This is a genomic window from Caenispirillum bisanense (assembly GCF_039523075.1).
GTDB classification, from domain to species: domain Bacteria; phylum Pseudomonadota; class Alphaproteobacteria; order Rhodospirillales; family Rhodospirillaceae; genus Caenispirillum; species Caenispirillum bisanense.
On the sequence record NZ_BAAAEP010000039.1, the window covers coordinates 12,952 to 36,780 of the forward strand.

A 23,829-nucleotide genomic window follows, 5' to 3' on the forward strand; every position below is an offset into this window, starting at 1 on the left:
CCGCCGCTGGCGGGCCGGCGGCGGGTGGCGGTTCCCGATCCCCCGGCAGCGCCCCCGCCCGCCGGCACCGGTGGAGGAGACGACCTCGGCGCGGGGGGCAGGGGCGCTGCCGGGGGATCGGGAACCGCCACCCGCCGCCGGCCCGCAGGCGGCGGCAGCCGCGGCGGCAGCGGCGGCGGATCGGGCGGCGGCGACAGTGGGGCCGATCATGCTGCGGGAACCCATCGGCGGTCTCCCGGCAGGGGAATGTCGTGATGCGGATTGGCGGCCAGGCCCCAGACGCGGGCGCCGAAGGCCTGCCGGCCGAGCATCCGGCGCAGGGCGGCGATGAACTCCGGCGCGGCGGCGGCGGCGGCGATGAACACATGCCCCTTCCAGCGCGGCGGCACGATGCGGCGGATGAGGCCGGCGAGCGCGGCGGCGCTCCAGGTGCGCCGCCACAGCAGGTCGCCCAGGCGGCGGCCGTCGCAGCAGGCATGGATGAACAGGTGCTCGTCCACGTCCGGCCCGGCCGCCCGGTCGCCGCACCAGCCGCCGGCGGCGACGGCGACGGCGGGGCGATGATCGTCGGGCAGGCGCACGGCGCCGAACAGATGGCCGGGCAAGCGGGATTGCATCCGCGCCACCGCGGCGCGGCAGGTCGTCAGCAGACACAGGATCATGGCGCTCTCGCAATGGCGACGGGGCGGCTGACCGCCCGGCAGCGGGCTGGAGGAAGGCAGGAGCCAGGAGGCAGGAAGCAGGAGGCAGGAGGGGGAGGCGGGAGACCCGCCGGCCGCGACCGGCAGGCCCCCCGCGCCCTCTGCGGACCGCGATCAGATGTTGCGGCGGTCGCGCATCTCCCACTTCTTCTGGCCGGTGCCCGGCTGGCCGTTGACCAGGGCGACGGTGACGCTCTGCAGGTCGGTCAGGTCAATGACCTGGGTCAGCTGCGGGGCGGTATCGGCGCGGATCAGGTCGCCCTCGGTGATGTCGCGGGTGTAGACCGCGTAGAGCTTCGGCGTCAGCTGGAACACCGCCTGCTCGTCCAGGCCGACCTTGCGCTGCACCAGCAGCACCTTGCCGTCCTTGGCGAGGCCGGCGTCGATGGGCTGCGGCGCGTTGTTGCGCAGGATGATCTCGCTGCCGTCGCTCTTGCCGTCGGGGATCAGGCTGGCGAAGTCGCCCTTGGTGCTGAACTTCCACGCCTGGCCCTGGTTGGTGTCCTGGTAGGTCAGGCGATCGTTGGCGTTGTAGACCGGCTGATGCTCCTGCGCCGTCACCTGCAGCTGCATCGGGTAGATGATGGTGGAGGTGCTGTTGGGGTTCAGCGGCACCACGCGCCACGCCACCGGGAAGATGTCGCTGTAGATCAGGTTGGGGTTCGCGAGTTCCGGCTTCTGGAAGAACATGATGTAGGCGTTGTCGGACGACTCGTTGACCACCTTGATGGTGATATCCATGAAACTCAGCTCCGATGAAGTTGAACGAACACGCGCGCTACGTGCCCAGTTTTGATACTTCATCCCAGGGTGGATTTCCCCTCCTAAACGTATGGGTTGTGATGCCAGACATCCTGCGGCTGTGGCGCGAGGTTGCGCGGCAGGGTCTTGCGCCGCGCGCCGGATGCCCTATTGTCCCCGCCGAAGGATGGCGGCAGCCGCCGGGCCGTGCGCCCGCTGCCGCCCGCACCCGCTTCCCCCGGATATGACCATGACCAACACCGCCGCCCCCGCCTCCGGCCCGAAGGCTGCTTCCAAGGCCGCTCCCAAGATCGGCATCGTCAGCCTCGGCTGTCCCAAGGCGCTTGTGGATTCCGAGCGCATCCTCACCCGCCTGCGGGCGGAGGGCTATGAACTCAGCCCCACCTACGACGGCGCCGAAGCGGTGATCGTCAACACCTGCGGCTTCCTCGACAGCGCCAAGGCGGAAAGCCTGGAAGCCATCGGCGAGGCGATGAAGGAAAACGGGCGGGTCATCGTCACCGGCTGCATGGGCGGCGAGGAACAGACCATCCGCGACCAGTTCCCGAACGTGCTGTCGGTCACCGGGCCGCACCAGTACGAAGCGGTGATGGAAGCGGTGCACGAGGCGGTGCCGCCGGCGCACGACCCGTTCCTCGACCTGGTGCCGAAGGAAGGCATCAAGCTGACGCCGCGCCACTATGCCTATGTGAAGATTTCCGAGGGCTGCAACCACCGCTGCAGCTTCTGCATCATCCCGTCGCTGCGCGGCGACCTGACCAGCCGCCCCGCCGCCAAGGTGCTGTACGAAGCCGAGCGGCTGGTGCAGGCGGGCGTGCAGGAACTGCTCATCATCTCGCAGGACACCTCGGCCTACGGCGTCGACATCGGCTATGCCGAAAGCCCCTACAAGGGCCGCCAGGTCAACGCCCGCATGCTCGACCTCTGCCGCGAGCTGGGCGACCTGGGCGCCTGGGTGCGGCTGCACTACGTCTACCCCTACCCGTCGGTGGACGAGGTGATCCCGCTGATGGCCGAGGGCAAGATCCTGCCCTACCTCGACATCCCCTTCCAGCACGCCAGCCCCAACGTGCTGCGCGCCATGAAGCGCCCGGCGCATCAGGAAAAGACTCTGGAGCGCATCCGCCGCTGGCGCGACATCTGCCCCGACATTGCGCTGCGCTCCACCTTCATCGTCGGCTTCCCCGGCGAGACCGAGGACGACTTCAAGATCCTGCTCGACTGGCTGGAGGAAGCGGAGCTGGACCGCGTCGGCTGCTTCAAGTACGAGCCGGTCGAAGGCGCCACCGCCAACGCCCTGCCCGGCGCCGTGCCCGACGAGGTGAAGCAGGAGCGCTGGGACCGCTTCATGCAGGCGCAGCAGAAGATCAGCGAGCGCAAGCTGGCCCGCAAGGTCGGCCAGACCATCGAAGTCATCATCGACGAGGTGGACGAGGAAGGCGCCATCGGCCGCTCGTGGGCCGATGCGCCGGAAATCGACGGCAACGTCTTCCTCAACGGCGAGACCCGCGTGGCGCCGGGCGACATCGTGCAGGCGACCGTCGAGTTCAGCGACGAATACGACCTCTGGGCCTCCCTGCCCGAAGAGGAGTGACGACCGGGTAGGGAAGCACCCCTGCCACACGGGGGGCTTCCCTTCCGGCTGAAGGGGGATTAGACCATCGGAGCGTACCCATCAGGCTCGGGACGATCCGCATGGTCCACCACGGCAGGCGTTTCCGCTTCGGCCTAGAGCGCCGCTGGCTGCTGGCGCTCGTCGTTGCGCTGCTGGCACCGCTGGCGGCCTTCGAGATGCTGCACGTGGACGAGCAGCGCAGCCACATGCTGGCCAGCGAGCGCGACAGCCTCGACCGCACCGCCTCCGCCATCAGCCGCCAGATCGCGGTCGAACTCCACCGCGCCGGCGAGCTGCTGGCGTCGCTGTCGGCGGTGCCGCAGCTGGCGGTCCCCGGCCACCCCGACTGCCCCGCCGTGCTGGCCGGCATCGCCGCCGGGCAGCGGCGCTACACCAACTTCTCGGTGGTGGACGCCGGGGGCTACATCGTCTGCAGCAGTTCCGGCCCGCTGGCGGCGCCGGTGTTCGTCGGCAACCAGCGCAACATCGGCGAGGCCTTCGAGACCGGCGGCCTCGGTATGTCGGGCTTCAAGCTCGGGCCGCTGACCGGCAGGCCGGTGATCGTGCTGTCGCAGCCGCTGCGGGATGGCGACGGGCGCATCATCGGCACGGTCAACGGCGGCCTGTCGCTGGACTGGCTGCAGGACATGCTGCTCACCGCCCGCCTGCCGCGACGGGAAAGCATCGTCGTCTTCAACCACGACGGCCTAGTGCTGGCGGCCAGCGATCCCGCCGCCACGCCCGGATCGGTGCTGCCGGCGGTGGCGCTGGAGGCCGGGCGGGCGGCGGTGAGGCGCGACCAGCCGGCGGAGACGGATGCGTCGCGCCTTGTGGTGCATGTGCGGGTGCCGGGGGTGCCGGGCGGCGCCATCGTCTCCGCCAGCCTGCCGGCCGACGAGGTGCTGGGCGCCATCAACCGCCATGCCCAGGTATGGGCGCTGGGCTTCGCCGGCCTCGCCGTGCTGCTGTTCGTCCTGGTGTCGCTGGCGGTCGACCGCCTGCTGCTGCGCCGCCTGGATCACCTGTCGCAGACCGCCCGCCGCTTCGCCGAGGGCGACTATAGCGGCGAGGCGGACCGCTGGGCCGACGGCAGCGGCCTGTCGTCCCTCGCCCGCGACCTGGATGCCATGGCGCACGAACTGGAGGGCCGCGAGCAGCACCTGCGCCAGACCCTGGAAGACATGGCCAAGGCGCGCGCCGAAACCGCCCGCTTCGCCTACATCGCCGCCCACGACCTGCAGGAGCCGCTGCGCGCCATCGGCGGCTTCACCCAGTTGCTCGGCCGCCGGCTGGGGGCCGACCTGGACGACCAGAGCCGCCACTACATGCAGCGCATCACCAGCGCCGCCGAGCGCATGCGGTCCATGTTCAAGGAACTGATGGTCTATGCCGTGCTGGACGCCAGCGACCGCATGCTGACGCCGGTCGACCTGGGGGCGCTGGTGGCCGATGCCGCCCGGCGTCACCCCGGCTCCCACGTGCATGCCCAGTCGCTGCCGGTGGTGGCCGGCAATCCGCGGCAGCTGGCGGCACTGGTGGACCACCTGATCGACAATGCCGTCACCTATGCCGATCCGGCCCGGCCGTCGCGCGTCGCCGTCGCCGCCCACCGCCGCCGCGACGTGTGGGAAGTGTCGGTGCGCGACAACGGCATCGGCATCCCCGAGTCCATGCGCGAGAGCGTCTTTCACCTGTTCAAGAAGCTCGATCCCGACAGCGGCCGCGGCGGCACCGGCATCGGCCTGTCCATGGCGCGGCGCATCGCCGAGCTTCATGGCGGAAGGATGTGGATTTCTGCGTCCACCGGTGTAGGGTGCGACGTTCGATTTACATTGAGCGCCGTCGAACCGTCGGAACCGATACCGCCCGACACTGTTCAATCTGCCGACGCGGCCACCCCGGCCGCAGGAGTTGCCGCCTGATGACCCGTGCCCCGCTGTTCCTGCTGGCAGACGACAACCCCGACGACGCCGAACTCACCCGCGAGGCGCTGAAGGAAGCCCATCCGGCCGTCACCCTGGAATGGGTGCGCGACGGGCAGGAGTGCATGGATTACCTGACCAGCGGACGGCCGCGGCCCGACCTCATCCTGCTCGACCTCAACATGCCGCGGAAGGATGGCCGCCAGACCCTGCTGGAGATCAAGACGGCGCCCGAATTCTGCGACATCCCGGTGGTCATCCTGACCACGTCGGAGGCGGAGCGCGACGTCACCGAAAGCTACCGCCGCCACGCCAACGCCTACATGGTCAAGCCCATCACCATCGACGACCTGATCGACATCATGAAGCAGCTGTCGCAGTTCTGGCTGGGCAACTTCGTGCGGCTGCCGCAGGGGCGCTGAGCCCCCTCCCTTTCGTGACCTCCCACTGAGGCCGGCCCGGCGGAGCCTCCGCCGGCGCCGATCTTTGCCTTGCGCCATTCAAGCGGATGTTTTAATCAATCGTTTGAGCAATTGATGACGGTGCCACCATGGCCGCTCCCCCCTCCCTTCCCGATGCCGCCGCCGACCGTGGCGAGGAAACCCGCCCCCGGCTGATCGAGGCGGCGCAGCCGCTGTTCGCCCGCGACGGCTTCGACGGCGTCTCCGCCCGCCGCATCGCCGAGGCGGGGCACGCCAACGTCGCCGCCATCGCCTATCACTTCGGCAGCAAGCGCGGCCTTTATCTGGCGGTGGCCGAAGCGGTGGCGGAGCGCAGCGCCGCCGCCCTGGCGCCGCTGGCCAGCGGCGTGGCGGCGGAGGTGGCGGCGGCCGATGGCGATCGCGCCCGCCTCGGCCGGCTGCTGGCGACGGTGGTCGGGCGGCTGATGCGCGGGCTGGTGACGGCGCGGGAGGACGGCCGTGCCGGCTTCCTGCTGCGCGAGCTGCTGATGCCGTCGGAAGCCTTCGACATCCTCGACCGCGACTTCTTCGCGCCCATGAACCGCGCCTTCGCCGCCATTGCCGGCGCCGCCCTCGACGTGCCGGCGGGGCATGAGCAGGCGATCCTGCGCGGTCATCTGGTGCTGGGCGCCATCATGCCGCTGATTGCCGCCCGCGCCGTGGTCGAGCGGCGGCTGGGGCGGGAGATTCTGGACGGGGCGGCGCTGGACGGCACGGTGGCCGTCGCCATCGCCGGGGCCTGCGGCTCGCTCGGCCTGCCGGTGCCGCCGCCCGAGGGGGGAGACTGATCCGCATGCGTAGCTTCCTTAGCCGCCACGGCCGCAAGCTGCTGGTGCTGCCGCCGGTGCTGATCGCCCTGGCGGTGCTGGTGATCGCCGTCCAGTCGCGCCAGCCCCCGGCCCGCAGCGGCGAGAGCGAGATGGTGCGGGCGGTACGGGTGATCGCGGCGCCGGCGCTGGACGTCATCCCCCGCGCCACCGGCTTCGGCAGCGTCGAGCCGGCACGGGTGTGGCAGGCGGTGGCGGAGGTGTCGGCGCGGGTCGCCTGGGTTCATCCCGACCTCGACCGCGGCCGCCTGCTGCCCGCCGGCACCGAGCTGATCCGCTTCGACGCCGCCGACTACGACCTCGCCCTGGTCCGCCTGGAGGCGCAGCTGGCCGAGATGGATGCCCGCGAGGCCAGCACCCGCGCCAGCCTCGCCATCGAGGAGCGGGCGCTGGAGGTGCTGCGCCGCGACCTTGCCCGCAAGCGCGACCTGCGCACCTCCGGCGCCGCCGCCACCGCCGCCGTCGAGCAGGCGGAACGCGCCCTGCTGAGCGGCGAGCAGCAGGTGCAGGGGCTGAAGACCACCCTGTCCCTGCTGCCGGCCCAGCGGCGGGCGCTGGAGGCGCAGCGCGATGCCGCCCGCCTGGACGTCGACCGCACGGTGGTGCGGGCGCCCTTCGACCTGCGCATCACCAGCGTGGCGGTGCGCGAGGGCCAGTTCGCCCAGCGCGGCGGCCCGCTGGCGGCCGGCGACGGCATCGCCGCGGCCGAGGTGGCGGCGCGGGTGGACCTGTCGCCGCTGCTGCCGCTGACCGCCCCGGCCGAGGCGCCGGTGGGCGATGCCCTGTCGCCCGTCGCCGCCCGCCTGCCGGAGGTCATGGGCCTGCGCCCGGTGGTGCGCCTGCGGGCCGGCGACCGGGTGGTGGAGTGGCCGGCGGAAGTGTCGCGCATCGCCGAGGAAGTGGACCCGAAGACCCGCACCGTCGGCGTCATCGTGCGGGTGGCCGATCCCTACCGCAGTGCCCAGCCGGGGGTGCGGCCGCCGCTCACCCGCGGCATGTTCGTGGAGGTGGCGCTGTCCGGGCGGCCGGTGGCCGGTCGGGTGGTGGTGCCGCGCCACGCCCTGCGCCCCGGCCCGGCGGTGCATGTGGCCGGCGCCGACGACCGGCTGGAGGTGCGGCCGGTGACCGTCGCCTGGCAGCAGGGCGACATCGCCGTGCTCGACAGCGGCCTCACCGCCGGCGAGCGGCTGGTGGTCACCGACGTGGTGCCGGCCGTCAGCGGCCTGAAGCTGCTGCCGCAGGATGACCCCGACGCCGCCGCCGCCCTGGCCGCCGCCGCCACCGGAGGGGCGCCATGATCCGCTGGTTCGCCGCCCATCCGGTGGCCGCCAACCTGCTGATGGCGGCCTTCTTCGTCATCGGCCTGTTCAGCCTGCCGTCCCTGAAGCGCGAAACCTTCCCCGACATCGCCCCCGACGAGGTGCAGGTGCGCGCCGTCTACCCCGGCGCCTCCGCCGCCGATGTGGAGGACGCCATCTGCCAGCGCATCGAGGACGCGGTGGAAGGGGTGGAGGGGCTGGAGGAAACCCGCTGCGAAGCGCGTGAGGGCGTCGCCGTGGCGGTGGCCAAGATGCGCGAAGGCACCGGCCTCGACCGCTTCACCGACGACGTGCGCAGCGCCATCGACGGCATCGACGGCTTCCCCGCCGACGTGGAGCGGCCGGTCATCAAGCAGCTGGGGCGCATCGACTTCGTGGCCTCGGTCGCCATCACCGGGCCGATGCCGCCGTCGCACCTGAAATCCTACGCCGAGGACGTGAAGAACCGCCTGCTGCAGGTGGCCCACATCACCCAGGTGGCGGTGCGCGGCTTCTCCGACCGCCAGTACCGGGTGGAGGTCTCGGCCGAGGCCCTGCGCCGCCACGGCCTGTCCATCACCGACGTCGCCGAGGTGGTTGGCCGCCAGAGCCTCACCCTGCCGGGCGGCGTGGTGGAAACCCGCGATGCCGACGTGCTGGTGCGCTTCGACGACGAACGCATCACCCCGCAAACCCTGGCGGAGCTGGTGGTGGTGGGCAGTGCCGGCGGCGGTCAGGTGCGGCTGGGCGACATCGCCGCCATCACCGACACCTTCAAGGCGGCGGAAGACCAGGTGGTGTTCCAGGGCCGGCGGGCGGCGCTGCTCGACATCTCCAAGACCCGCGACCAGGACAGCCTGGAGGTGATGGCCGCCCTCAACGCCTTCCTGGAGGCGGAACGCGCCCGCGTGCCGCCGGGGGTGGACCTGACGGTGACGCTGGACGCCAGTTCCATCGTCAAGGACCGCCTGACCATGCTGCTGAACAACGGCATGATGGGGCTGACGCTGGTGTTCCTGACGCTGTGGCTGTTCTTCAGCTTCCGCTACAGCTTCTGGGTCAGCATGGGGCTGCCGGTCAGCTTCTTCGGCACCTTCGCCATGATGACCCTGTTCGGCCTGTCCATCGACATGATCACCATGGTCGGTCTGCTGATCGCCACCGGCCTGCTGATGGACGACGCCATCGTCATCGCCGAGAACGTCGCCGCCCACCTCGCCCGCGGCAAGAAGCCCTTCGCCGCCGCCGTCGACGGCACGCGGCAGGTGCTGCCGGGGGTGGTGTCGTCGTTCCTGACCACCGTCTGCGTGTTCGGGGCGCTGGCCTTCATGGAAGGGCGCATCGGCCAGGTGATGAAGGTCATGCCCATGGTGCTGATCATGACCCTGGCGGTCAGCCTGATCGAGGCCTTCCTGATCCTGCCGCACCATCTGGCCCACTCCCTCGGCCACATGGCGGCCAAGCGGCCGTCGCGGTTCCGCCGCTGGTTCGAGACGTGGTTCGAGGACGTGCGCACCAACCGCTTCGGCGCCCTGGTGGATCGCGCCGTGGCGTGGCGCTACCTGACCGTCGGCATCATGCTGGCGCTGCTGGTCGGCACCGTGGCGCTGCTGGCCGGCGGCACCGTCAAGGTCCGCGCGTTTCCCGAGCTTGAAGGCGACATCGTGCAGGCCCGCATCCTGCTGCCCCAGGGCACGCCGCTCGCTCGCACCGAACAGGTGGTGGAGCAGGTGATCGCCGCCGCCGGTCAGGTGGCCGCCGACCTCGCGCCGCGCCAGCCGGAGGGGGCGGCGCTGGTGCGGCAGGTGACGGTGCAGTACAACACCAACGCCGACGCCTACGAAAGCGGCCCGCACGTGGCGACGGTGACCCTGGACCTGCTGTCGTCGCCGGTGCGCGATGCCCCCATGGCGGAGGTCATCAGCCGCTGGCGGGCGCAGACCGGCACCCTCGCCGACGTCATCAGCCTGAAGTTCGCCGAGCGCCAGCTGGGCCCCGGCGGCCGCGCCATCGACATCCGCATGAAGGGCGACGACCTCGACCAGTTGAAGGCGGCGGCGCTGGAGCTGCGCCACTGGCTGGCCGGCTATGCCGGCGTGCTCGACCTGTCCGACGACCTGCGGCCGGGCAAGCCGGAACTGCGCCTGACCCTGAAGGATGGCGCGGTGCCGCTCGGCGTCACCGGCCGCACCATCGCGGCGCAGCTGCGCGGCGCCTTCCAGGGCACCACCGTGACCGAGGTGCAGCAGGCCGGCGAGACCTGGGACATCCAGGTGCTGCTGTCGCCGCAGGACCGCGCCAGCCTCGCCGCCCTCGACCTGTTCGCGGTGATGCTGCCGGATGGCACCCAGGTGCCGCTGGGGGCGGTGGCCGACATCACGCTCGACCGCGGCTTCGCCCGCATCCACCGCATCGACGGCCGCCGCACCGTCACCGTGCAGGGCGAGATCGACAGCGCCGTCGCCAATGCCAACGAGATCGTGGCCGACACCCGCGCCCGCTTCCTGCCCGACCTGCTGGCCCGCCACCCCGGCGTGGTGGTGGACTTCGAGGGTCAGGCCAAGGAAGGCGCCACCACCGGGCGGTCGGTGCTGCGCAACTTCGTCATCGGCCTCATCGGCATCTACATGCTGCTGGCGCTGCAGTTCCGCAGCTATCTGGAGCCGGTGGTGGTGATGACCGCCATTCCGCTGGCGCTGGTGGGGGCGGTGCTGGGGCACCTGATCCAGGGGCTGGAGATGTCCATGCCGTCCATGGTCGGCATGGCAGCGCTGGCCGGGGTGGTGGTCAACGACACCATCCTGATCGTCATGTTCATCAAGGAACACCGCGCCGCCGGCATGCCCACCGCCGAGGCGGCGCGGCAGGCCGCCCGCGCCCGTTTCCGTGCCATCCTGCTGACCTCGCTCACCACCGTCGCCGGCCTGCTGCCGCTGCTGCTGGAGCGCAGCTTGCAGGCGCAGGTGCTGATCCCGCTGGCGACATCGCTCGCCTTCGGGCTGGCCTCGGCGACCGTGCTGTCGCTGTTCCTGGTGCCGGCGCTCTACACCATCCTCGACGACTTCCGCCTCGACACCGAGGCGGTGGAGCCCGACCCGGAAACCGCCGTGCTGCACGGGGCGACGCAGACGTCGACGCCGGAGCAGCCTCCCCCTCCTTGAAGGTGCGAATTTTCACGCTTGCAAATGCGAGTGAATCTCAATAAGGTCGGATCCGTCACGATCATTGATCGAGACCGTTCCAGCGGGTCCGCTTGTTCCCGTCTCCCAACCCCTCAAGCGGACCCATCCGACCGATCCGTTTACCAACCTGACCTCGAAGGCGGCACCCCGCGGTGCCGCCTTCCTTTTTGCGCTGGCGCCGGTGGGCCTCAGAACTCGGCGGAGGCGCTGCGCCAGGCGCTGTCGTACTCGTCGCGCAGGCGGGCGGCCAGTTCGGCCACCGTCGGGGTGTCGGCGATGCCGCCGACGCCGTGGCCGGCCGACCAGATGTCGCGCCACGCCCGCGCCTCGGCGGCCATGTCCATGTGCGCCTTGGGCGGCAGGTTCTCGGGGTCGAGCCCGGCGGTGACCAGGCTGGCGCGCAGGAAGTTGGCGTTCACGCCCGACACGCTGTCGGTATAGACGATGTCGGCGAGCGTGCTGCCGGTCAGCATTTCCTTGTAGGGCTGCGGCGCCAGGCTCTCGCGCGTGGCGATGAAGCGGGTGCCCATGTAGGCGAAATCGGCCCCCAGCATGCGCGCCGCCGCCACCTGCCGGCCGCTGCCCATGGCGCCGGCCAGGATGATGGTGCCGTCGAAGAACCGCCGCACCTCGTCGATCAGGGCGAACGGGCTGGCGGTGCCGGCATGGCCGCCGGCCCCGGCGCACACCAGGATCAGGCCGTCGACGCCGGCTTCCGCCGCCTTGCGGGCGTGGCGCACGGAAATGACGTCGTGGAACACCTGTCCGCCGTAGCCGTGGACCTCCTTCACCAGATCGGGAACGGCGCCGAGGGAGGTGATCACCAGCGGCACCCGCCGCCGCGCCACCACCGCCAGGTCAGCCTCCAGGCGCGGGTTGGTCTTGTGGACGATCAGGTTGACGCCATAGGCGGCGCAGCCGCCGTGATCGCGGCGGGCGGCCTCGATCTCGTCGACCCACTCCTCGAACCCTTCGGTGCTGCGCTGGTTGAGGGCCGGGAAGGTGCCGATGATGCCGGCCTTGCAGGTCTCGATCACCAGCTGCGGGCCGGACACCAGGAACATGGGGGCGGCGATGACGGGCAGGCGGAGGTTTTCTCGCAACGCGGCGGGAATGGCCATGGACGCTTCTCTCGCTTCTTCGGTGGAGCGGTTGGGTGGGGTGCCGGCAACTACAGCACAGCCGGCGGCGCCCGGCCAAGGACCGCCGGCGGGGGCCGCCGCCGCAGCGCCGATGACGCGACGTCACCGCCCGGACGCCGCCCCCGCCGCAACGGCAGAGGGGCCGCCGTCGCCCGTGCGACTCGGCGGCCCCTCCGGCTGGGGATGGGTTGATGGGGCGGCGACGGCGGGCGTCACACCGAATAGGACAGGCGCTCGACGCCGGTGACGACGAAGCCTTCGCTCTCGGGATAGTGGTCGAGAACCTTCTGGCGGGCGTCGTCGGCGTCGTCAGCCACAACTTCCATGTGCTTTTCCTCGGCCCACCTGTCGTCATAGACGTGGTGGCTGCGATTCTGCTTTACGGTCTCGCGCACCGACTTGTTGTAGATGGCGACCGAGAACTTGCAGCACCCGTCACGGGGGACATACAGCGGATCTGCCTGCATGTTCATGAACCTCCAACTTTCCTGTTCTTCCGTTTCCCGGATCGACAGCCGCTTTCCACCTTTCGCTGTTGACGGAAACAAGGCGGTGCGGCCAGTTCGTTCCGTTTCAGTCTGCACCATCACCACGAGGCCTGCACGCTGTCTTTTCCGTGACCTGACATGGAACCAACCGCTACTACGGCGGTTTTACGCGGTCTTTTGCATCGTGCTGTTCGGCGACGTCCCGTTGCCCCGGGTCCGGCCTGTCCTTAGGAGACGCCCGGAGGTACCCGAACGGTTGCACAGGTGGCCCCATCGCCCCCAAGGAAACTCCGGGCTTTACAAGCCACTTCCGGTCTGGTAGCTGTCGGATTGCGACGCATTCGCACTCGCACCACCTCGATTGCGCACCATGCGCCATCGTCGCTACGTCCATACTCGGAGCAGCCCTGACATGACCCGGACTCTTCGCAGCTTCAGCCGCCTTGCGGTCGCCGCCGTTGCCCTCGCCGCCCCCGCCGCCCTGTTCGCGGCCGACGCCGACGCGGCCGAGGTGAACCTCTATTCCGCCCGCAAGGAAGAGCTGATCCGCCCGATGCTGGATGAGTTCACCAAGGAAACGGGGATCAAGGTCAACGTGCTGACCGCCGATGCCGACCAGCTGGTGGAGCGCATCAAGTCGGAAGGCGCCAACAGCCCCGCCGACGTGCTGATGACCGTCGACGCCGGCCGCCTCTACCGCGCCAAGCAGGAAGGCATCCTGCAGGCCATCGACTCCCAGGTGCTGGAAGCCGCCGTGCCGGCCCACCTGCAGGACAAGGACAACGAGTGGTTCGGCCTGTCCCAGCGCGCCCGCGTGGTGTTCTACGCCAAGGACCGGGTGAAGCCGGAAGAGCTGTCCACCTATGAAGACCTGGCCTCCGACAAGTGGAAGGGCCGCATCTGCATCCGCTCCTCGGGCAACATCTACAACCTGTCCATGATGGCCGCCATGATCGCCCACCACGGCGAGGAAAAGGCCAAGGAATGGGCCGACGGCATGGTCAACAACCTGGCCCGCGCCCCGCAGGGCGGTGACCGCGACCAGATCAAGGCCGTGGCCGCCGGCGAGTGCGACCTGGCCATCTCCAACACCTACTACGTCGTCGGCATGCTCGCCTCCAAGGACGAGGCCGAGGCCAAGGCCGCCCAGGCCGTGTCGGTGTTCTTCCCCAACCAGCAGACCACCGGCACCCACGTCAACGTCTCCGGCGCCGGCGTGGTCAAGAACGCCCCCAACAAGGCCGATGCGGTGAAGCTGCTGGAGTGGCTGGCCGGCGAGAAGGCCCAGGCCATGTACGCCGAAGTGAACGGCGAATACCCGGTGGTGGCCGGCGTGCCGTGGGGCGAGACCCTGAAGGCCTGGGGCGAGTTCAAGATGGACGAGCTGCCCATGGACAACCTGGGTGAGTACAACGCCGCCGCCACCAAGGTCTTCGACCAGACCGGCTGGCGCTGAGCCACGGCATCCTGGACGGCCGGCCGCGCATACCTGCGGCCGGCCTCCTCTCGCCCGCACCGGGCGGGCAATCCCGGTACCTTGCGGCGGCCTTCCCACGAAGGCCGCCGTCTTCTTTGCGGTCAGGCGGCCAGCTGCCGCCGCAGCCGGCGCAGCATGACGGCGACGATCACCCCATGGGCCGGCGCCACCGGCACCATGTACAGACGGCCGAAGGCGTTGTGGGTCTTGACCGAGGTGGTGACGGTCAGGACATTCCCCTGCGTGGTGAGGCAGACCACCACGTCCAGGTGGCGGTCGCGGGCGGAGAGGGTCAGGCGGTCCGCCGACACATGCTCCACCAGGAAGAAGTCGATGCGGTCGCCCACCGCCGGCGCCGCCGGCACGGTGCCGCCGAAGCCGCCGATGCGGGCGACGCCGAAGCGGGCCGAGACGGCATCGCGCACCCGGAAGGCCCAGGCGAGCACCGGCATGGGCCGCGACAGCAGCAGGCGCCACGCCTCCACCGGGTCGACTGGCCGCGCCAGCCGCACCGTGCGGCGGTGGACATAATCCAGCTCGTCCGCCGGCGCCACCAGATGGGCGACAGCATCGGCCGACAGGTGCAGGGCGGGAGAGGTCATGGCGGCGGCTCCGGCAGTCAGTCCGGCACCGCCAGGGTGCCCTCGCTCACCATCACTGCCGTGCCGCCCAGGCGCACCGCCGCCAGGGTGCCGGCGCGGCGGTCGAAGGCGAGGTGCATGGTGCTCGGCCGCCCCATCTCCACCCCCTGCACCACGGGCAGCGTCACCGTATCGTCGGCGACGGCCGGCATCAGGCGGTCGAGCCACGCCGCCAGGGCGGTGGCGCCGGCGCCGGTGGCGGGGTCTTCGGCGATGCCCATGGCCGGCGCGAACATGCGCGCCCGCACCGACTGCGGCCGCTGCGGATCATCCAGCGCCACGGCATAAAGGTGCGGCGCCGGCCCCGCCTGCAGATGCGCCTCCCACAGCGCCGGGTTGAGGCGGATGCGGCCGATGGCCTGCGGCTCCACCGGCACGATGCAGAACGGCACGCCGGCCGAACACACCGCCGGCGCCAGCGGCAGGCGGGTCAGCACCTCGCCCGCCTCCAGCCCCAGCACGGCGGCCAGCACCGGCGCCGGCGGCAGGCCCTCGGTCGACAGCACCGGCAGGCGCGGGGCGGTGAAGGTGGCGAGCGGGCGCCCGGTCGCCGCGTCGCGCGCCAGGGCCACCGGCACCGCACCGGCCTTTTCCTCCAGCACCAGGGCCTCCGCCCCGCCCTCCCCGGCCAGCGCCGCCAGCACCAGGGCACAGCCGACGGTCGGGTGGCCGGCAAAGGGCAGCTCGGTCGCCGGGGTGAAGATGCGAACGGCGGCGGTGTGGGCGGGATCGGCCGGCGGCAGCACGAAGATGGTTTCCGACAGGTTGAACTCCGCCGCGATGGCCTGCATCAGGCGGTCGTCCAGCCCCGCCGCATCGGGCAGCACCGCCAGCGGATTGCCGCCGAAGGCGGTGTCGGTAAAGACGTCGCAGGTCAGGAAACGGTACTGGCGCATCAACGGCCCTCCTCGGCGGCGAGGCGGCAAGTCTAGGGCGTCAGGTGGCCGCTTGCCCAGAGCCACACGGCGGCACCGGCCATGGACAGCAGCGTCATCGGCACGCCGCAGCGGGCGTGTTCCGCGAAGCCCAGGCGCACGCCCACCGCCCGCGCCCGCTCGACGGTGATGATGTTGGCCAGGCTGCCGACGATGAACAGGTTGCCGGCCAGCGTCGACAGCGCCGCCAGGCCGTAGAGCGTGCCGGGCGGCAGGTCGGGCCACACCGCCAGCAGCAGCATCACCAGCGGCACGTTGCCGATGGTGTTGCTGCCGAGCAGCGACAGCGGCGCCAGCACCGCCAGACGCTCCGGCCCGAGGCCCATCTCCGCCAGCGCCGCCACCGCCTCGGCCGGCAGTCCGGTCAGGGCCAGGGCGCGGGTGACGACGAACAGGCCGGCGAACAGCACCAGCAGGTGCCAGTCCACCATCCCCAGCATGGTCCGGGTGCCCATGCGGCGGCTGACCAGCAGCACGCCGGCCACCAGCAGCACGCCGGTGGTATGCGGCAGGTCGGTGGCGAACAGCACCAGCAGCAGCGCCGCGGCGGCCAGCGCCTTGACCAGCGCCGGCCGGTCCACCGCCGGCGCCTCCGGCACCGCCCCCGGCGCCGGCAGGTGCCAGCGGCCGCGCCAGACGCGCACCACCACCAGCTGGACGCACACCATGCCGATCAGCGCCGGCACGCCGCAGGCGGCGACGAAGGCCCAGAAGTCGAGGCCGCCCACCTGCCCGATGAGGATGTTCTGCGGATTGCCGATCAGCGTCGCCGCCGATCCGGCATTGGCCGCCCCGGCCAGCCCGATGAGGAACGGCCGCGGGTCGAGGCCGCGGCCGATCAGCCCGGCGCACAGCATGGGCGTCATGGCGAAGACCACCACGTCGTTGGCCAGCACCATGGACAGGCCGCCCGCCACCACGATCAGCAGCGCCAGCAGCCGCGCGGGCTCGGCGGCGGTGACGGCGATGCGGCGGGCGCACCAGTCATAGAGGCCGGCCTGCGCCGCCTGCGCCGACAGGATCATCAGCCCGAACAGGATCACCAGCGTCGGCCAGTCGATGGCGGCCGCCACCTCCGCCGCCGGCATGGCGCCGGCCACCACCAGCACCAGGGCGCCCAGCAGGGCGATGCCGGTGCGGTCCACCGCCAGCCCCGGCCAGCGGCCGGCGGCCATGCCCAGGTAGGTGACGACGAAGACGGCAAGGACGAGGGCAGTCATGGCAGGGCTCGACGGGCGGACGGACGGACACGGCCGCCGACGGCCGCCGCCGCCTCACCGCCGGTCGAGCAGGGCGCCGATGGTGGCAAGGCGGGGGATGTTGTCGCAGAAAATCTTGAAGGTCGCCAGCATGGGCACGGCCAGCAGCATGCCGGCGATGCCCCACATCCACCCCCACACCATCAGCGCCAGGAACACCGCCACCGGGTTGAGGGTCAGCCGCTTGCCCAGCACCGCCGGGGTGACGAACTGCCCCTCCATCAGCGTCAGGGCGTAGAAGGTCAGCGGCGGCAGGATGGCGAAGCTGATCTGGTCGAAGGTGATGAACGACACCAGCGCGATCACCACCGCCGTCACCAGCGCCCCCAGGAACGGCACGAAGTTGAGCACCCCGGCCAGCGTCCCCCACAGCACCGGGTTGGGCAGGCCGTAACCCCACATGGCAAGCCCGGTCAGCAGCCCGAGCATGGCGTTGATGAGGGTGATGATGACGAGGTAGGTGGAGATGTCCGTCTCCGCCCGGCGGAAGATCTCCACCGCCCGCTTGCGGTCGCCGCGCCCGCGCGCCACCCGCAGGGTCTTGCGCAGGAACAGGTTGCCGCCGGCCAGCAGGAAGTAGAGCAGCACCAGGGTCAGCGCCACCTCAGTCACCACGATGCCGGTGCCGGACATGAGCGAGTCGACCATGCCTTCGGTGCGCACGATGACGGTCGGCGGCTGGTTTTCCTGTTCGCCGCCGGAGGCCGCCTCGGTCATCTGCCGCACCGCCTCGCGCACGTCGCCGAGCGGTGTCTGCAGTTCCTGCAGGCGCAGGCGCAGGATGGCCATGTTGATGGGCGCCCGCTCCAGCCAGCCGCTCGCCGGGCCGGCAAGGGCGGTGAAGGCGCCGCCGACCAGGGCGATCAGCAGCACCACCGCCAGCGCCGCCCCCACCGGACGGGGAATGCCGACACGCGCCAGCCGTCGCACCATGGGCGTGAACAGCAGGCTGAGCAGGATCGCCAGCGCCATGGGAATGAACAGGGTGGAGGCGAAGTAGAGGGTGGCGAAGCAGGCGATGACGAACAGCCCGATCACCGAGGTGCGCCACGCGCTCACCCGCCGCCGGTAGGGGCGGGGCACCGGCCGCACGGGCGGCAGCAGGGATGGCGGTTCGGGCGTCTGGTCGGGTGTTATCATACCTCCATCAACGCGCAAGGGGCGGCTGCGGCTGTGGCCGCTGCCGCCCCCCCAGCCCGGAGGCGTATCACCCTACACCCGCCGGCGACCGGCCTCTCCGGCGGACCGGCGGCGGCGGGGACGGCGGGGACGGGGACGGCGGTTCAGACCTGCACCACCTTGCCGGGGTTCATCAGCCCCTTGGGGTCGAGCGCCTTCTTGAGGCGGCGCATGAGGTCGATCTCGATCGGGTCCTTGTAGTGGACGATCTCTTCCACCTTCAGGCGGCCGACGCCGTGCTCGGCGGAAATGGAGCCCTCCATCTCCACGATGATGTCGTGGACGATGCGGTTCATGCTCTCCCACAGGGCCAGGTACTCGGCCTTGTCCATGCCCTCGGGCTGGGTGAGGTTGTAGTGGATGTTGCCGTCGCCCACATGGCCGAAGGGGCACGGGCGGATGCCCGGCAGCGCCGCCTCCACCGCCGCCGTGGCGCGGTCGAGGAATTCCGGCACCCGGCTGATGGGCACCGCGACGTCGTGCTTGATGGACGCGCCCTCGTGCTTCTGGGCTTCCGGCAGACCTTCGCGCAGGCGCCAGAACATCTTGCCCTGGTCGAGGCTTTCGGCCACCACCGCATCGGCGATCAGCCCCTCCTCGAAGGCGGCCTCAAGGAAGGTCTCGAACGCCCCGCGCAGGTCGGAGTTGGGGCGGGAGCTGGAGAACTCCACCAGCACGTACCACGGGTGCGGCGCCTCGAACGGGTCGCTGACGCCGTCCAGGTGCTTCGCCGCGATCTCCATGCCGAAGCGGCCGATCAGTTCGAAGGCGGTGACGGCGTCGCCCGACAGGGCGCGGGCGCGGCTCAGCACCTTGGTGACGGCGTGGATGTCATCAAGCGCGCACAGCGCCGTCTGCTGCTCCACCGGCTTGGGGTAGAGCTTCAGCACCGCCGCCGTGATGATGCCGAGCGTCCCCTCGCCGCCGATGAACAGGTGCTTGAGGGCGTAGCCGGTGTTGTCCTTGCCCAGCGCCTTCATGCCGTTCCAGATGGTGCCGTCGGGCAGCACCACTTCCAGGCCCAGCACCAGCTCGCGCGTGTTGCCGTACTTCAGCACGTTGACGCCGCCGGCGTTGGAGGAAATGTTGCCGCCGATCTGGCACGACCCCTGCGCCCCCAGCGCCAGCGGGAACAGGCAGCCGGCTTCCGCCGCCGCGTGCTGGATGGTTTCCAGCACCACCCCGGCCTCCACCGTCATGGTGAAGTTGACCGGATCGACCGCCCGGATGCGGTTGAGGCGGGAGGTGTTGAGCACGATCTCGCGGCCGTGCTCGAACGGCACGTTGCCGCCGACCAGGCCGGTGTTGCCGCCCTGGGGCACGATGGGCACGCCGGCATCGGCACACAGGCGCACCACCTCGGCCACTTCCTCGGTGCTGCCCGGCTTGACCACCGCCAGCGCCTTGCCGACGTAAAGGCCGCGCTCTTCCGCCAGGAAGGGGGCCATGTCGGTCTCATCGACGATGATGCCCTTGTCGCCGACGACGGCGCGGATGGCGTCGAGAAGTTCGGCCGTGACGGCCTTCTCCAGCAGTTCGGACACGGATCGCTTCCTTCCAGTCGGCGCGAAGGGACGGGGTTCCTGACAGGGATTTAGCCTCTTGCGCCGACGGCGGCAAGGCGGCGCAACGGCGGACCTACAGCGCCGCCACTTCGGCGGCCAGGGCGGCGATCACCGCCTGCGGCTGCTCGGCATGCACCCAATGGCCGGCATCGGGCACCGTCTGCAGGCGGGCGGCGGGGAACAGGCGGCGGATCTCGGCCTCATGCTCCGGCCGCACGTAGTCGGACGTGGCGCCGGACAGGAACAGCACCGGCCCGTCATAAGTGCGATCGGTGACCGGGAAATCGGCGATCTGCGGCCACTGGTCGAGGATGGCCTGCAGGTTCAGCTTCCAGCGGAAACCGCTGCCGCCGGTGCTTTCCAGGCTCTGCAGCAGGAACAGGCGGACCATCTGCTCCGGCACCCGTTCGGCCAGCGCCCGGTCGACGTCGGCCCGACGGGCGCAGCCGGCGAGGTCGATGTCGAGCATGATGCGGGCATAGCCGACCGTCTGTGCCGACAGCCTGGCCGGCGGCATGTCCACCGACACCAGCCGCCGCACCGCCGCCGGCTCCGTCAGGGCGAGCGTCATGGCCGTCTTGCCGCCCATGGAATGACCGACCACCAGCGCCTCGCCCAGCACGCCGTGGGCGGCCATGAAGGCGCGCACGTCGGCGGCCATGTCGCGGTAATCCATGCTGTCGTCCCACGGGCTGTCGCCGTGGTTGCGCAGGTCGAGGGTGAAGACATGCGCCGTCTCCGCCAGCCCCTTGGCGATGGTGGCCCAGTTCTTCCCCGACCCATAGAGCCCATGCACGATCACCACCGGCGGCTTGGCGGCATCGCCGTATTCGGTGAAGGCAAGGTCCATGACGACGGAACTCCTCAGGCCGGGGTGGAGGGACGGCAGGGTGGCGAGCATATCCTACCTGCACCGTCCGTCAAACCGGCCAGCTTGCCGAACGATACCCATATTGCTATCATCGCCCGTCATCACGGAGGGGGAGCCGTGTGAAAGGCTTGAAGTGGGTGGGGTCTGCCCGAAAGGACCTCATGACCTTGCCGGCGGAGGTGCAGGATGTGTTCGGCTATGCGCTGCACCTCGCCCAGTGCGGCGGCAAGCACCCGCAGGCGAAACCGCTGAGCGGCTATGGCGGCGCCGGCGTGCTGGAAGTGGTGGAGGATGCCGAGGGAGGCACTTACCGCGCCGTCTACACCGTCCGCTTTGCCGAAACCGTTTATGTCCTGCACTGCTTTCAAAAGAAGTCGTTACGCGGCATTGCGACGCCGCAGCGGGACATGGAGATCATCAACCGCCGCCTGCAGGCGGCAGAGGCCGACTGGCGACGCGGCAGAGCCTGCTGAACCCGCAAGGAAACCGATGAACGACGACGACATCATCGAGGCAGGCTGCGGCAACGTCTATGCCGACCTGGACAGCCCCGCCGCCGACGAAATGTGGCGCAAGGCCGAACTGGCCCGCGCCATCGCCGATCAGATCGACCGCCGCGGCCTGTCGCAGCGGCAGGCGGCAGCGATCAGCGGGATTCCGCAGCCCAAGCTGTGCAACCTGCTCGGCGGCCGTTTCCGCGGCATCAGCGAGGCAAAGATGCTGGCGGCGGTGGCCCGGCTTGGCCGGCGGGTGGAGATCGTCATTCACGAACCCGGGAGCGACCTCTCGCCCCAGGCCGTGCGGGTCACATTCGCGCCCTGACCGCCTTGAAACCCCAACCGCCGGCCCCACTTGCGGAGTGTCCCTGCCGACCGTGGAGGGGGTCCGCTCCCCCCTTCTCCGTCCCCTGACGCAGACGATAACCTCGACGCGGCCGCATCCCGGCCGCGTCTTTTTTTCCCTCAGAACCCGAAGCCGAGAACCAGGCCCGTCACCGCCAGCACGATCAGGATGATCGCCCACATCAGCCCGCCGCGCCCCGGCGTGCGGCGCTGGGGCTGGTCGCGACTGCCGTAGTGGTCCTGCCCCTGCTGGGCGGAGCCGGCGGTGGCCGCCTGCCCCTCCGCCATCGCCATGGCGGCAGAGCGCGAGACGCGGTCGCCGGCGGCCTCGTTGTCGGTGTGCAGCGGCGCTGCCGCCGGGTCGTGCTGGGCGATCTTGTCGCCCAGGCGGCCCTGGTCGATGAGATCCCGCTCCTGTCCGCCTTCGATGTCGCCGCGCGGGGGCTGGGCCATGGTCGCGCTCCCTGTTGCCGTGGGGGGTGTGCCACAGCAACGGAAGGCGACAGGCGGCGGTTTCCGCCCGCCCGACCTCAGGCGCCGGCGGCGGCGGCCTCGGCCGGGCTGTGGTCGACGATGGCCACCGGCCCCTGGTCCTCCACGTCGACGAAGCGGTCGCCGTAGAAGCCGTTGAAGCGGGTGCGCAGGGCGTTGGAATAGGCGCCCATCATGCCGACCTCGATCCAGTCGCCGGTGCGCACGTCCGACGGCAGCCAGAACGGCCCCGGCATGGTGTCGATGCTGTCGCAGGTGGGGCCGTAGAACTTGAACACCCGTTCCTCCCCCACCGGCCCGTCGCCGTCCGGGCGGTGAACGCGCATGGGGAACACCGGGCCGAGCAGCTTCAGTTCCGACAGGCCGCCGTAGACGCCGTCGTTGAGGTAGAGCCGGTCGCCGCGCCGCAGTTCCACCCGCGTCAGCACCGACATGCCGGCCGCCACCAGGGCGCGCCCCGGCTCGCACAGCAGATGGGCGCCGCGCAGGTTGGGCAGGCGGTCGAAGGCGGCGCCGATCTCGGCGGCGAACTCGGCGAAGGTGGGCTCGTCGCCGCGGTAGCGGGCGGGGAAGCCGCCGCCCACGTCCACCGCATCAATGGGCGTCTTGGCCAGATCGACGGTGCGCGACACCGCCTCCAGCGCCCGCACATAGGCCGAGGGCGAGATGCACTGGCTGCCGACGTGGAAGGTCAGGCCGACCCGCGCCGCCCGCTTGCGGCAGGCGCGCAGGATGGGGGCGGCGTGGCGGGGCGACTGGCCGAACTTGCCCGACAGGTCCACCAGCGCCGCGCTGGACGACATGGCCACCCGCACCATCAGGGTCAGGTCGCCGGCGTGGTCGGTCGCCGCCAGGATCTTGTCCAGTTCCTCCATGTGGTCGAGGGCGAAGACTCGCACGCCGTGGTCGAAGTAGGCCTCGGCGATGGCCGAGGGGTGCTTCACCGGGTGCATGAAGTAGAGGGTGGAGTCGGGGAACAGGTCGCGGGCGGTGCGCACCTCCACGATGGAGGCGACGTCCCAGCGGGTGATGCCGCCCGCCGCCAGCGCCTGCAGGATGTAGGGGTTGTCGTTGCACTTCACGGCATACATGACGTCGCCGGGAAAGGCCTCCACCGCCGCCGCCGCGGCCGCCTCCAGCTCGTGCGGGCGCAGGCAGTAGAGCGGGGCGTCGGGCGGCGCGGCGTCAAGGGCCTCGCGGGCGGTCGGGAAACGACGGAGCATGGCGCCTCCGGTAGGGATGTCGCGGGCGCCGCCGGCACCGGCGGCGGCCCGGCATCGCGGGGATCGTGATCACAGCCTATACCCTGGCGGCAGGGTCGGCCAAGAGGGCGGCGATGACCGTTTTGCGTCGTCGCCGCCGCTGCCGTGGAGCCAGCCTCAGGGCGTCGCCTTGAGGGCGCCGGGACCGAGCGTGTCGGTCAGGAACAGCTCCGTCCGCTGGTTGGCGGCGCGGGCCGCCTGGGCGTTGTAGTGGCCGGTGTCGGTCTGGCGGGCGAAGGCATGGCCGACGCCGGCATAGCTGTGCAGGTCCACCTTCGGATGCTTGGCGAGGGCATCGCGGATGCGACCCTGCTGCGCCTTGTCGACGAACTCGTCTTCCTCGGCCATGTGCATCAGCAGCGGCACGGTGATGCCGCGCGCTTCCTCGGCATACCGGTCGATATTGACGCCGTAGTACGACACGGCGCAGTCGGCATCGGTGCGGCAGGCCGCCAGATAGGCCAGCAGCCCGCCCAGGCAATAGCCGAGCACCCCCACCTTGCCGGTGGTTTCCGGCAGGCCGCGGGCGTGGGTGATGGTGTCCTGGATGTCGGCCAGGCCGGTGTCGATGTCGAACCGGCCCATGAGGTCGAGGGCGCGCTTGAATTCCTGCTCGTTGGTGGGGTCCAGTTCGATGCCCGGCTCCAGCCGCCAGAACAGGTCGGGGCAGATGGCGGCATAGCCCATCTGCGCCAGGTTCTCGCAGATGCGCCACATCTCCTTGTTGATGCCGAAGATCTCCTGGCAGACCAGCACGCAGGGAGCCGGCTGCATGGTGGCGGCGGGCGCGAGATAGGCCTTGAAGGTGCCGTCGCGGCCGGCCACGTGGATCATGCGGCCGACGGTTTCGCGGGGTTCGGTGACGGGATCGGCGCCCTCGAGATCGGGCATGGCGGGTCCTCCCAGCT

23 protein-coding genes are annotated in these 23,829 nt (G+C 70.7%); 9 read left to right on the top strand and 14 right to left on the bottom strand.

Going from position 1 to position 23,829, the window contains the following annotated elements:
• From ABD056_RS16045 to ABD056_RS16055, 3 genes are all read right to left on the bottom strand, one after another.
• On the bottom strand, window positions 1-225 hold a 225-nt coding region (locus ABD056_RS16045; RefSeq protein ID WP_425545046.1), incomplete at its 3' end, for a hypothetical protein.
• Window positions 207-662, bottom strand: coding sequence for a hypothetical protein (locus tag ABD056_RS16050; protein WP_343868247.1), 456 nt, complete (start codon window positions 660-662; stop codon window positions 207-209). The genes ABD056_RS16050 and ABD056_RS16045, both read right to left, overlap by 19 nt.
• 153 nt (window positions 663-815) lie before the next feature.
• Complete coding sequence (locus ABD056_RS16055) at window positions 816-1,442, bottom strand: hypothetical protein (RefSeq protein ID WP_343868248.1); 627 nt, start codon at window positions 1,440-1,442, stop codon at window positions 816-818.
• Window positions 1,443-1,692: 250 nt separating this feature from the next.
• On the opposite strand from ABD056_RS16055, the gene rimO reads away from it, so the two are divergent.
• From rimO to ABD056_RS16085, 6 genes are all read left to right on the top strand, one after another.
• Window positions 1,693-3,057, top strand: a complete 1,365-nt coding sequence (gene rimO, locus ABD056_RS16060; protein WP_343868249.1) for a 30S ribosomal protein S12 methylthiotransferase RimO — start codon at window positions 1,693-1,695, stop codon at window positions 3,055-3,057.
• 101 nt (window positions 3,058-3,158) lie between these two features.
• Window positions 3,159-5,000: a sensor histidine kinase gene (locus ABD056_RS16065; protein ID WP_343868251.1), complete on the top strand. Its 1,842-nt coding sequence runs from the start codon at window positions 3,159-3,161 to the stop codon at window positions 4,998-5,000.
• Window positions 5,000-5,422 (top strand): response regulator, encoded by a 423-nt coding sequence (locus ABD056_RS16070; RefSeq protein WP_343868252.1) that lies wholly within the window; start codon window positions 5,000-5,002, stop codon window positions 5,420-5,422. The genes ABD056_RS16065 and ABD056_RS16070 overlap by 1 nt, the downstream gene beginning before the upstream one ends.
• Before the next feature lie 128 nt (window positions 5,423-5,550).
• On the top strand, window positions 5,551-6,249 hold the full coding sequence (locus ABD056_RS16075) for a CerR family C-terminal domain-containing protein (RefSeq protein ID WP_343868253.1): 699 nt from the start codon (window positions 5,551-5,553) through the stop codon (window positions 6,247-6,249).
• A gap of 5 nt (window positions 6,250-6,254) precedes the next feature.
• Complete coding sequence (locus ABD056_RS16080; RefSeq protein WP_343868254.1) at window positions 6,255-7,586, top strand: efflux RND transporter periplasmic adaptor subunit; 1,332 nt, start codon at window positions 6,255-6,257, stop codon at window positions 7,584-7,586.
• On the top strand, window positions 7,583-10,747 hold the full coding sequence (locus ABD056_RS16085; RefSeq protein WP_343868255.1) for an efflux RND transporter permease subunit: 3,165 nt from the start codon (window positions 7,583-7,585) through the stop codon (window positions 10,745-10,747). The genes ABD056_RS16080 and ABD056_RS16085 overlap by 4 nt, the downstream gene beginning before the upstream one ends.
• A gap of 209 nt (window positions 10,748-10,956) precedes the next feature.
• On the opposite strand, the gene ABD056_RS16090 is transcribed toward ABD056_RS16085, so the two are convergent.
• A complete protein-coding gene (locus ABD056_RS16090) occupies window positions 10,957-11,889 on the bottom strand; it encodes an NAD(P)H-dependent flavin oxidoreductase (RefSeq protein ID WP_343868257.1) in 933 nt (310 codons plus the stop codon).
• 233 nt (window positions 11,890-12,122) lie between these two features.
• Window positions 12,123-12,383 carry a hypothetical protein gene (locus tag ABD056_RS16095; protein WP_343868258.1) on the bottom strand — a complete coding sequence of 87 codons (261 nt, stop codon included), beginning with the start codon at window positions 12,381-12,383 and terminating at the stop codon, window positions 12,123-12,125.
• A gap of 427 nt (window positions 12,384-12,810) precedes the next feature.
• On the opposite strand from ABD056_RS16095, the gene ABD056_RS16100 reads away from it, so the two are divergent.
• Window positions 12,811-13,854 (top strand): Fe(3+) ABC transporter substrate-binding protein, encoded by a 1,044-nt coding sequence (locus ABD056_RS16100; RefSeq protein WP_343868259.1) that lies wholly within the window; start codon window positions 12,811-12,813, stop codon window positions 13,852-13,854.
• A gap of 122 nt (window positions 13,855-13,976) precedes the next feature.
• On the opposite strand, the gene ABD056_RS16105 is transcribed toward ABD056_RS16100, so the two are convergent.
• The 6 genes from ABD056_RS16105 to ABD056_RS16130 all read right to left on the bottom strand — a co-directional run bounded on the left by ABD056_RS16105 (window position 13,977) and on the right by ABD056_RS16130 (window position 20,355).
• On the bottom strand, window positions 13,977-14,477 hold the full coding sequence (locus tag ABD056_RS16105; protein WP_343868260.1) for a DUF2867 domain-containing protein: 501 nt from the start codon (window positions 14,475-14,477) through the stop codon (window positions 13,977-13,979).
• 17 nt (window positions 14,478-14,494) lie between these two features.
• Entirely contained in the window at window positions 14,495-15,412 is a 918-nt protein-coding gene (locus ABD056_RS16110) for a PhzF family phenazine biosynthesis protein (protein ID WP_343868262.1), read from the bottom strand.
• Between the two features lie 32 nt (window positions 15,413-15,444).
• Window positions 15,445-16,671: an SLC13 family permease gene (locus ABD056_RS16115; RefSeq protein WP_343868263.1), complete on the bottom strand. Its 1,227-nt coding sequence runs from the start codon at window positions 16,669-16,671 to the stop codon at window positions 15,445-15,447.
• 54 nt (window positions 16,672-16,725) lie between these two features.
• The gene (locus ABD056_RS16120; RefSeq protein WP_343868266.1) at window positions 16,726-17,850 is read right to left on the bottom strand and encodes an AI-2E family transporter; all 1,125 of its coding nucleotides are present in this window, start codon (window positions 17,848-17,850) and stop codon (window positions 16,726-16,728) included.
• A 143-nt stretch (window positions 17,851-17,993) separates the two neighbouring features.
• Window positions 17,994-19,433 carry an FAD-binding oxidoreductase gene (locus ABD056_RS16125; protein ID WP_343868268.1) on the bottom strand — a complete coding sequence of 480 codons (1,440 nt, stop codon included), beginning with the start codon at window positions 19,431-19,433 and terminating at the stop codon, window positions 17,994-17,996.
• Between the two features lie 94 nt (window positions 19,434-19,527).
• Complete coding sequence (locus ABD056_RS16130; RefSeq protein WP_343868269.1) at window positions 19,528-20,355, bottom strand: alpha/beta fold hydrolase; 828 nt, start codon at window positions 20,353-20,355, stop codon at window positions 19,528-19,530.
• A 131-nt stretch (window positions 20,356-20,486) separates the two neighbouring features.
• Between ABD056_RS16130 and ABD056_RS16135 the strand changes: the two genes are divergently transcribed.
• Entirely contained in the window at window positions 20,487-20,798 is a 312-nt protein-coding gene (locus ABD056_RS16135; protein ID WP_343868271.1) for a type II toxin-antitoxin system RelE/ParE family toxin, read from the top strand.
• A 16-nt stretch (window positions 20,799-20,814) separates the two neighbouring features.
• A complete protein-coding gene (locus tag ABD056_RS16140) occupies window positions 20,815-21,147 on the top strand; it encodes a helix-turn-helix domain-containing protein (RefSeq protein WP_343868272.1) in 333 nt (110 codons plus the stop codon).
• 140 nt (window positions 21,148-21,287) lie between these two features.
• On the opposite strand, the gene ABD056_RS16145 is transcribed toward ABD056_RS16140, so the two are convergent.
• The 3 genes from ABD056_RS16145 to ABD056_RS16155 all read right to left on the bottom strand — a co-directional run bounded on the left by ABD056_RS16145 (window position 21,288) and on the right by ABD056_RS16155 (window position 23,812).
• Window positions 21,288-21,620, bottom strand: a complete 333-nt coding sequence (locus ABD056_RS16145; protein WP_343868274.1) for a hypothetical protein — start codon at window positions 21,618-21,620, stop codon at window positions 21,288-21,290.
• A gap of 77 nt (window positions 21,621-21,697) precedes the next feature.
• On the bottom strand, window positions 21,698-22,882 hold the full coding sequence (locus ABD056_RS16150) for a type III PLP-dependent enzyme (RefSeq protein ID WP_343868275.1): 1,185 nt from the start codon (window positions 22,880-22,882) through the stop codon (window positions 21,698-21,700).
• Between the two features lie 156 nt (window positions 22,883-23,038).
• Window positions 23,039-23,812 carry a dienelactone hydrolase family protein gene (locus ABD056_RS16155; RefSeq protein WP_343868276.1) on the bottom strand — a complete coding sequence of 258 codons (774 nt, stop codon included), beginning with the start codon at window positions 23,810-23,812 and terminating at the stop codon, window positions 23,039-23,041.
• Window positions 23,813-23,829: the final 17 nt, after the last annotated feature.

Bases quoted from the DNA above. Each gene is read 5' to 3' on its own strand.
- ABD056_RS16050 (WP_343868247.1), bottom strand. From the start codon at position 662: ATGATCCTGTGTCTGCTGACGACCTGCCGCGCCGCGGTGGCGCGGATG.
- ABD056_RS16055 (WP_343868248.1), bottom strand. From the start codon at position 1,442: ATGGATATCACCATCAAGGTGGTCAACGAGTCGTCCGACAACGCCTAC.
- rimO (WP_343868249.1), top strand. From the start codon at position 1,693: ATGACCAACACCGCCGCCCCCGCCTCCGGCCCGAAGGCTGCTTCCAAG.
- ABD056_RS16065 (WP_343868251.1), top strand. From the start codon at position 3,159: ATGGTCCACCACGGCAGGCGTTTCCGCTTCGGCCTAGAGCGCCGCTGG.
- ABD056_RS16070 (WP_343868252.1), top strand. From the start codon at position 5,000: ATGACCCGTGCCCCGCTGTTCCTGCTGGCAGACGACAACCCCGACGAC.
- ABD056_RS16075 (WP_343868253.1), top strand. From the start codon at position 5,551: ATGGCCGCTCCCCCCTCCCTTCCCGATGCCGCCGCCGACCGTGGCGAG.
- ABD056_RS16080 (WP_343868254.1), top strand. From the start codon at position 6,255: ATGCGTAGCTTCCTTAGCCGCCACGGCCGCAAGCTGCTGGTGCTGCCG.
- ABD056_RS16085 (WP_343868255.1), top strand. From the start codon at position 7,583: ATGATCCGCTGGTTCGCCGCCCATCCGGTGGCCGCCAACCTGCTGATG.
- ABD056_RS16090 (WP_343868257.1), bottom strand. From the start codon at position 11,889: ATGGCCATTCCCGCCGCGTTGCGAGAAAACCTCCGCCTGCCCGTCATC.
- ABD056_RS16095 (WP_343868258.1), bottom strand. From the start codon at position 12,383: ATGAACATGCAGGCAGATCCGCTGTATGTCCCCCGTGACGGGTGCTGC.
- ABD056_RS16100 (WP_343868259.1), top strand. From the start codon at position 12,811: ATGACCCGGACTCTTCGCAGCTTCAGCCGCCTTGCGGTCGCCGCCGTT.
- ABD056_RS16105 (WP_343868260.1), bottom strand. From the start codon at position 14,477: ATGACCTCTCCCGCCCTGCACCTGTCGGCCGATGCTGTCGCCCATCTG.
- ABD056_RS16110 (WP_343868262.1), bottom strand. From the start codon at position 15,412: ATGCGCCAGTACCGTTTCCTGACCTGCGACGTCTTTACCGACACCGCC.
- ABD056_RS16115 (WP_343868263.1), bottom strand. From the start codon at position 16,671: ATGACTGCCCTCGTCCTTGCCGTCTTCGTCGTCACCTACCTGGGCATG.
- ABD056_RS16120 (WP_343868266.1), bottom strand. From the start codon at position 17,850: ATGATAACACCCGACCAGACGCCCGAACCGCCATCCCTGCTGCCGCCC.
- ABD056_RS16130 (WP_343868269.1), bottom strand. From the start codon at position 20,355: ATGCTCGCCACCCTGCCGTCCCTCCACCCCGGCCTGAGGAGTTCCGTC.
- ABD056_RS16135 (WP_343868271.1), top strand. From the start codon at position 20,487: ATGACCTTGCCGGCGGAGGTGCAGGATGTGTTCGGCTATGCGCTGCAC.
- ABD056_RS16140 (WP_343868272.1), top strand. From the start codon at position 20,815: ATGAACGACGACGACATCATCGAGGCAGGCTGCGGCAACGTCTATGCC.
- ABD056_RS16145 (WP_343868274.1), bottom strand. From the start codon at position 21,620: ATGGCCCAGCCCCCGCGCGGCGACATCGAAGGCGGACAGGAGCGGGAT.
- ABD056_RS16150 (WP_343868275.1), bottom strand. From the start codon at position 22,882: ATGCTCCGTCGTTTCCCGACCGCCCGCGAGGCCCTTGACGCCGCGCCG.
- ABD056_RS16155 (WP_343868276.1), bottom strand. From the start codon at position 23,812: ATGCCCGATCTCGAGGGCGCCGATCCCGTCACCGAACCCCGCGAAACC.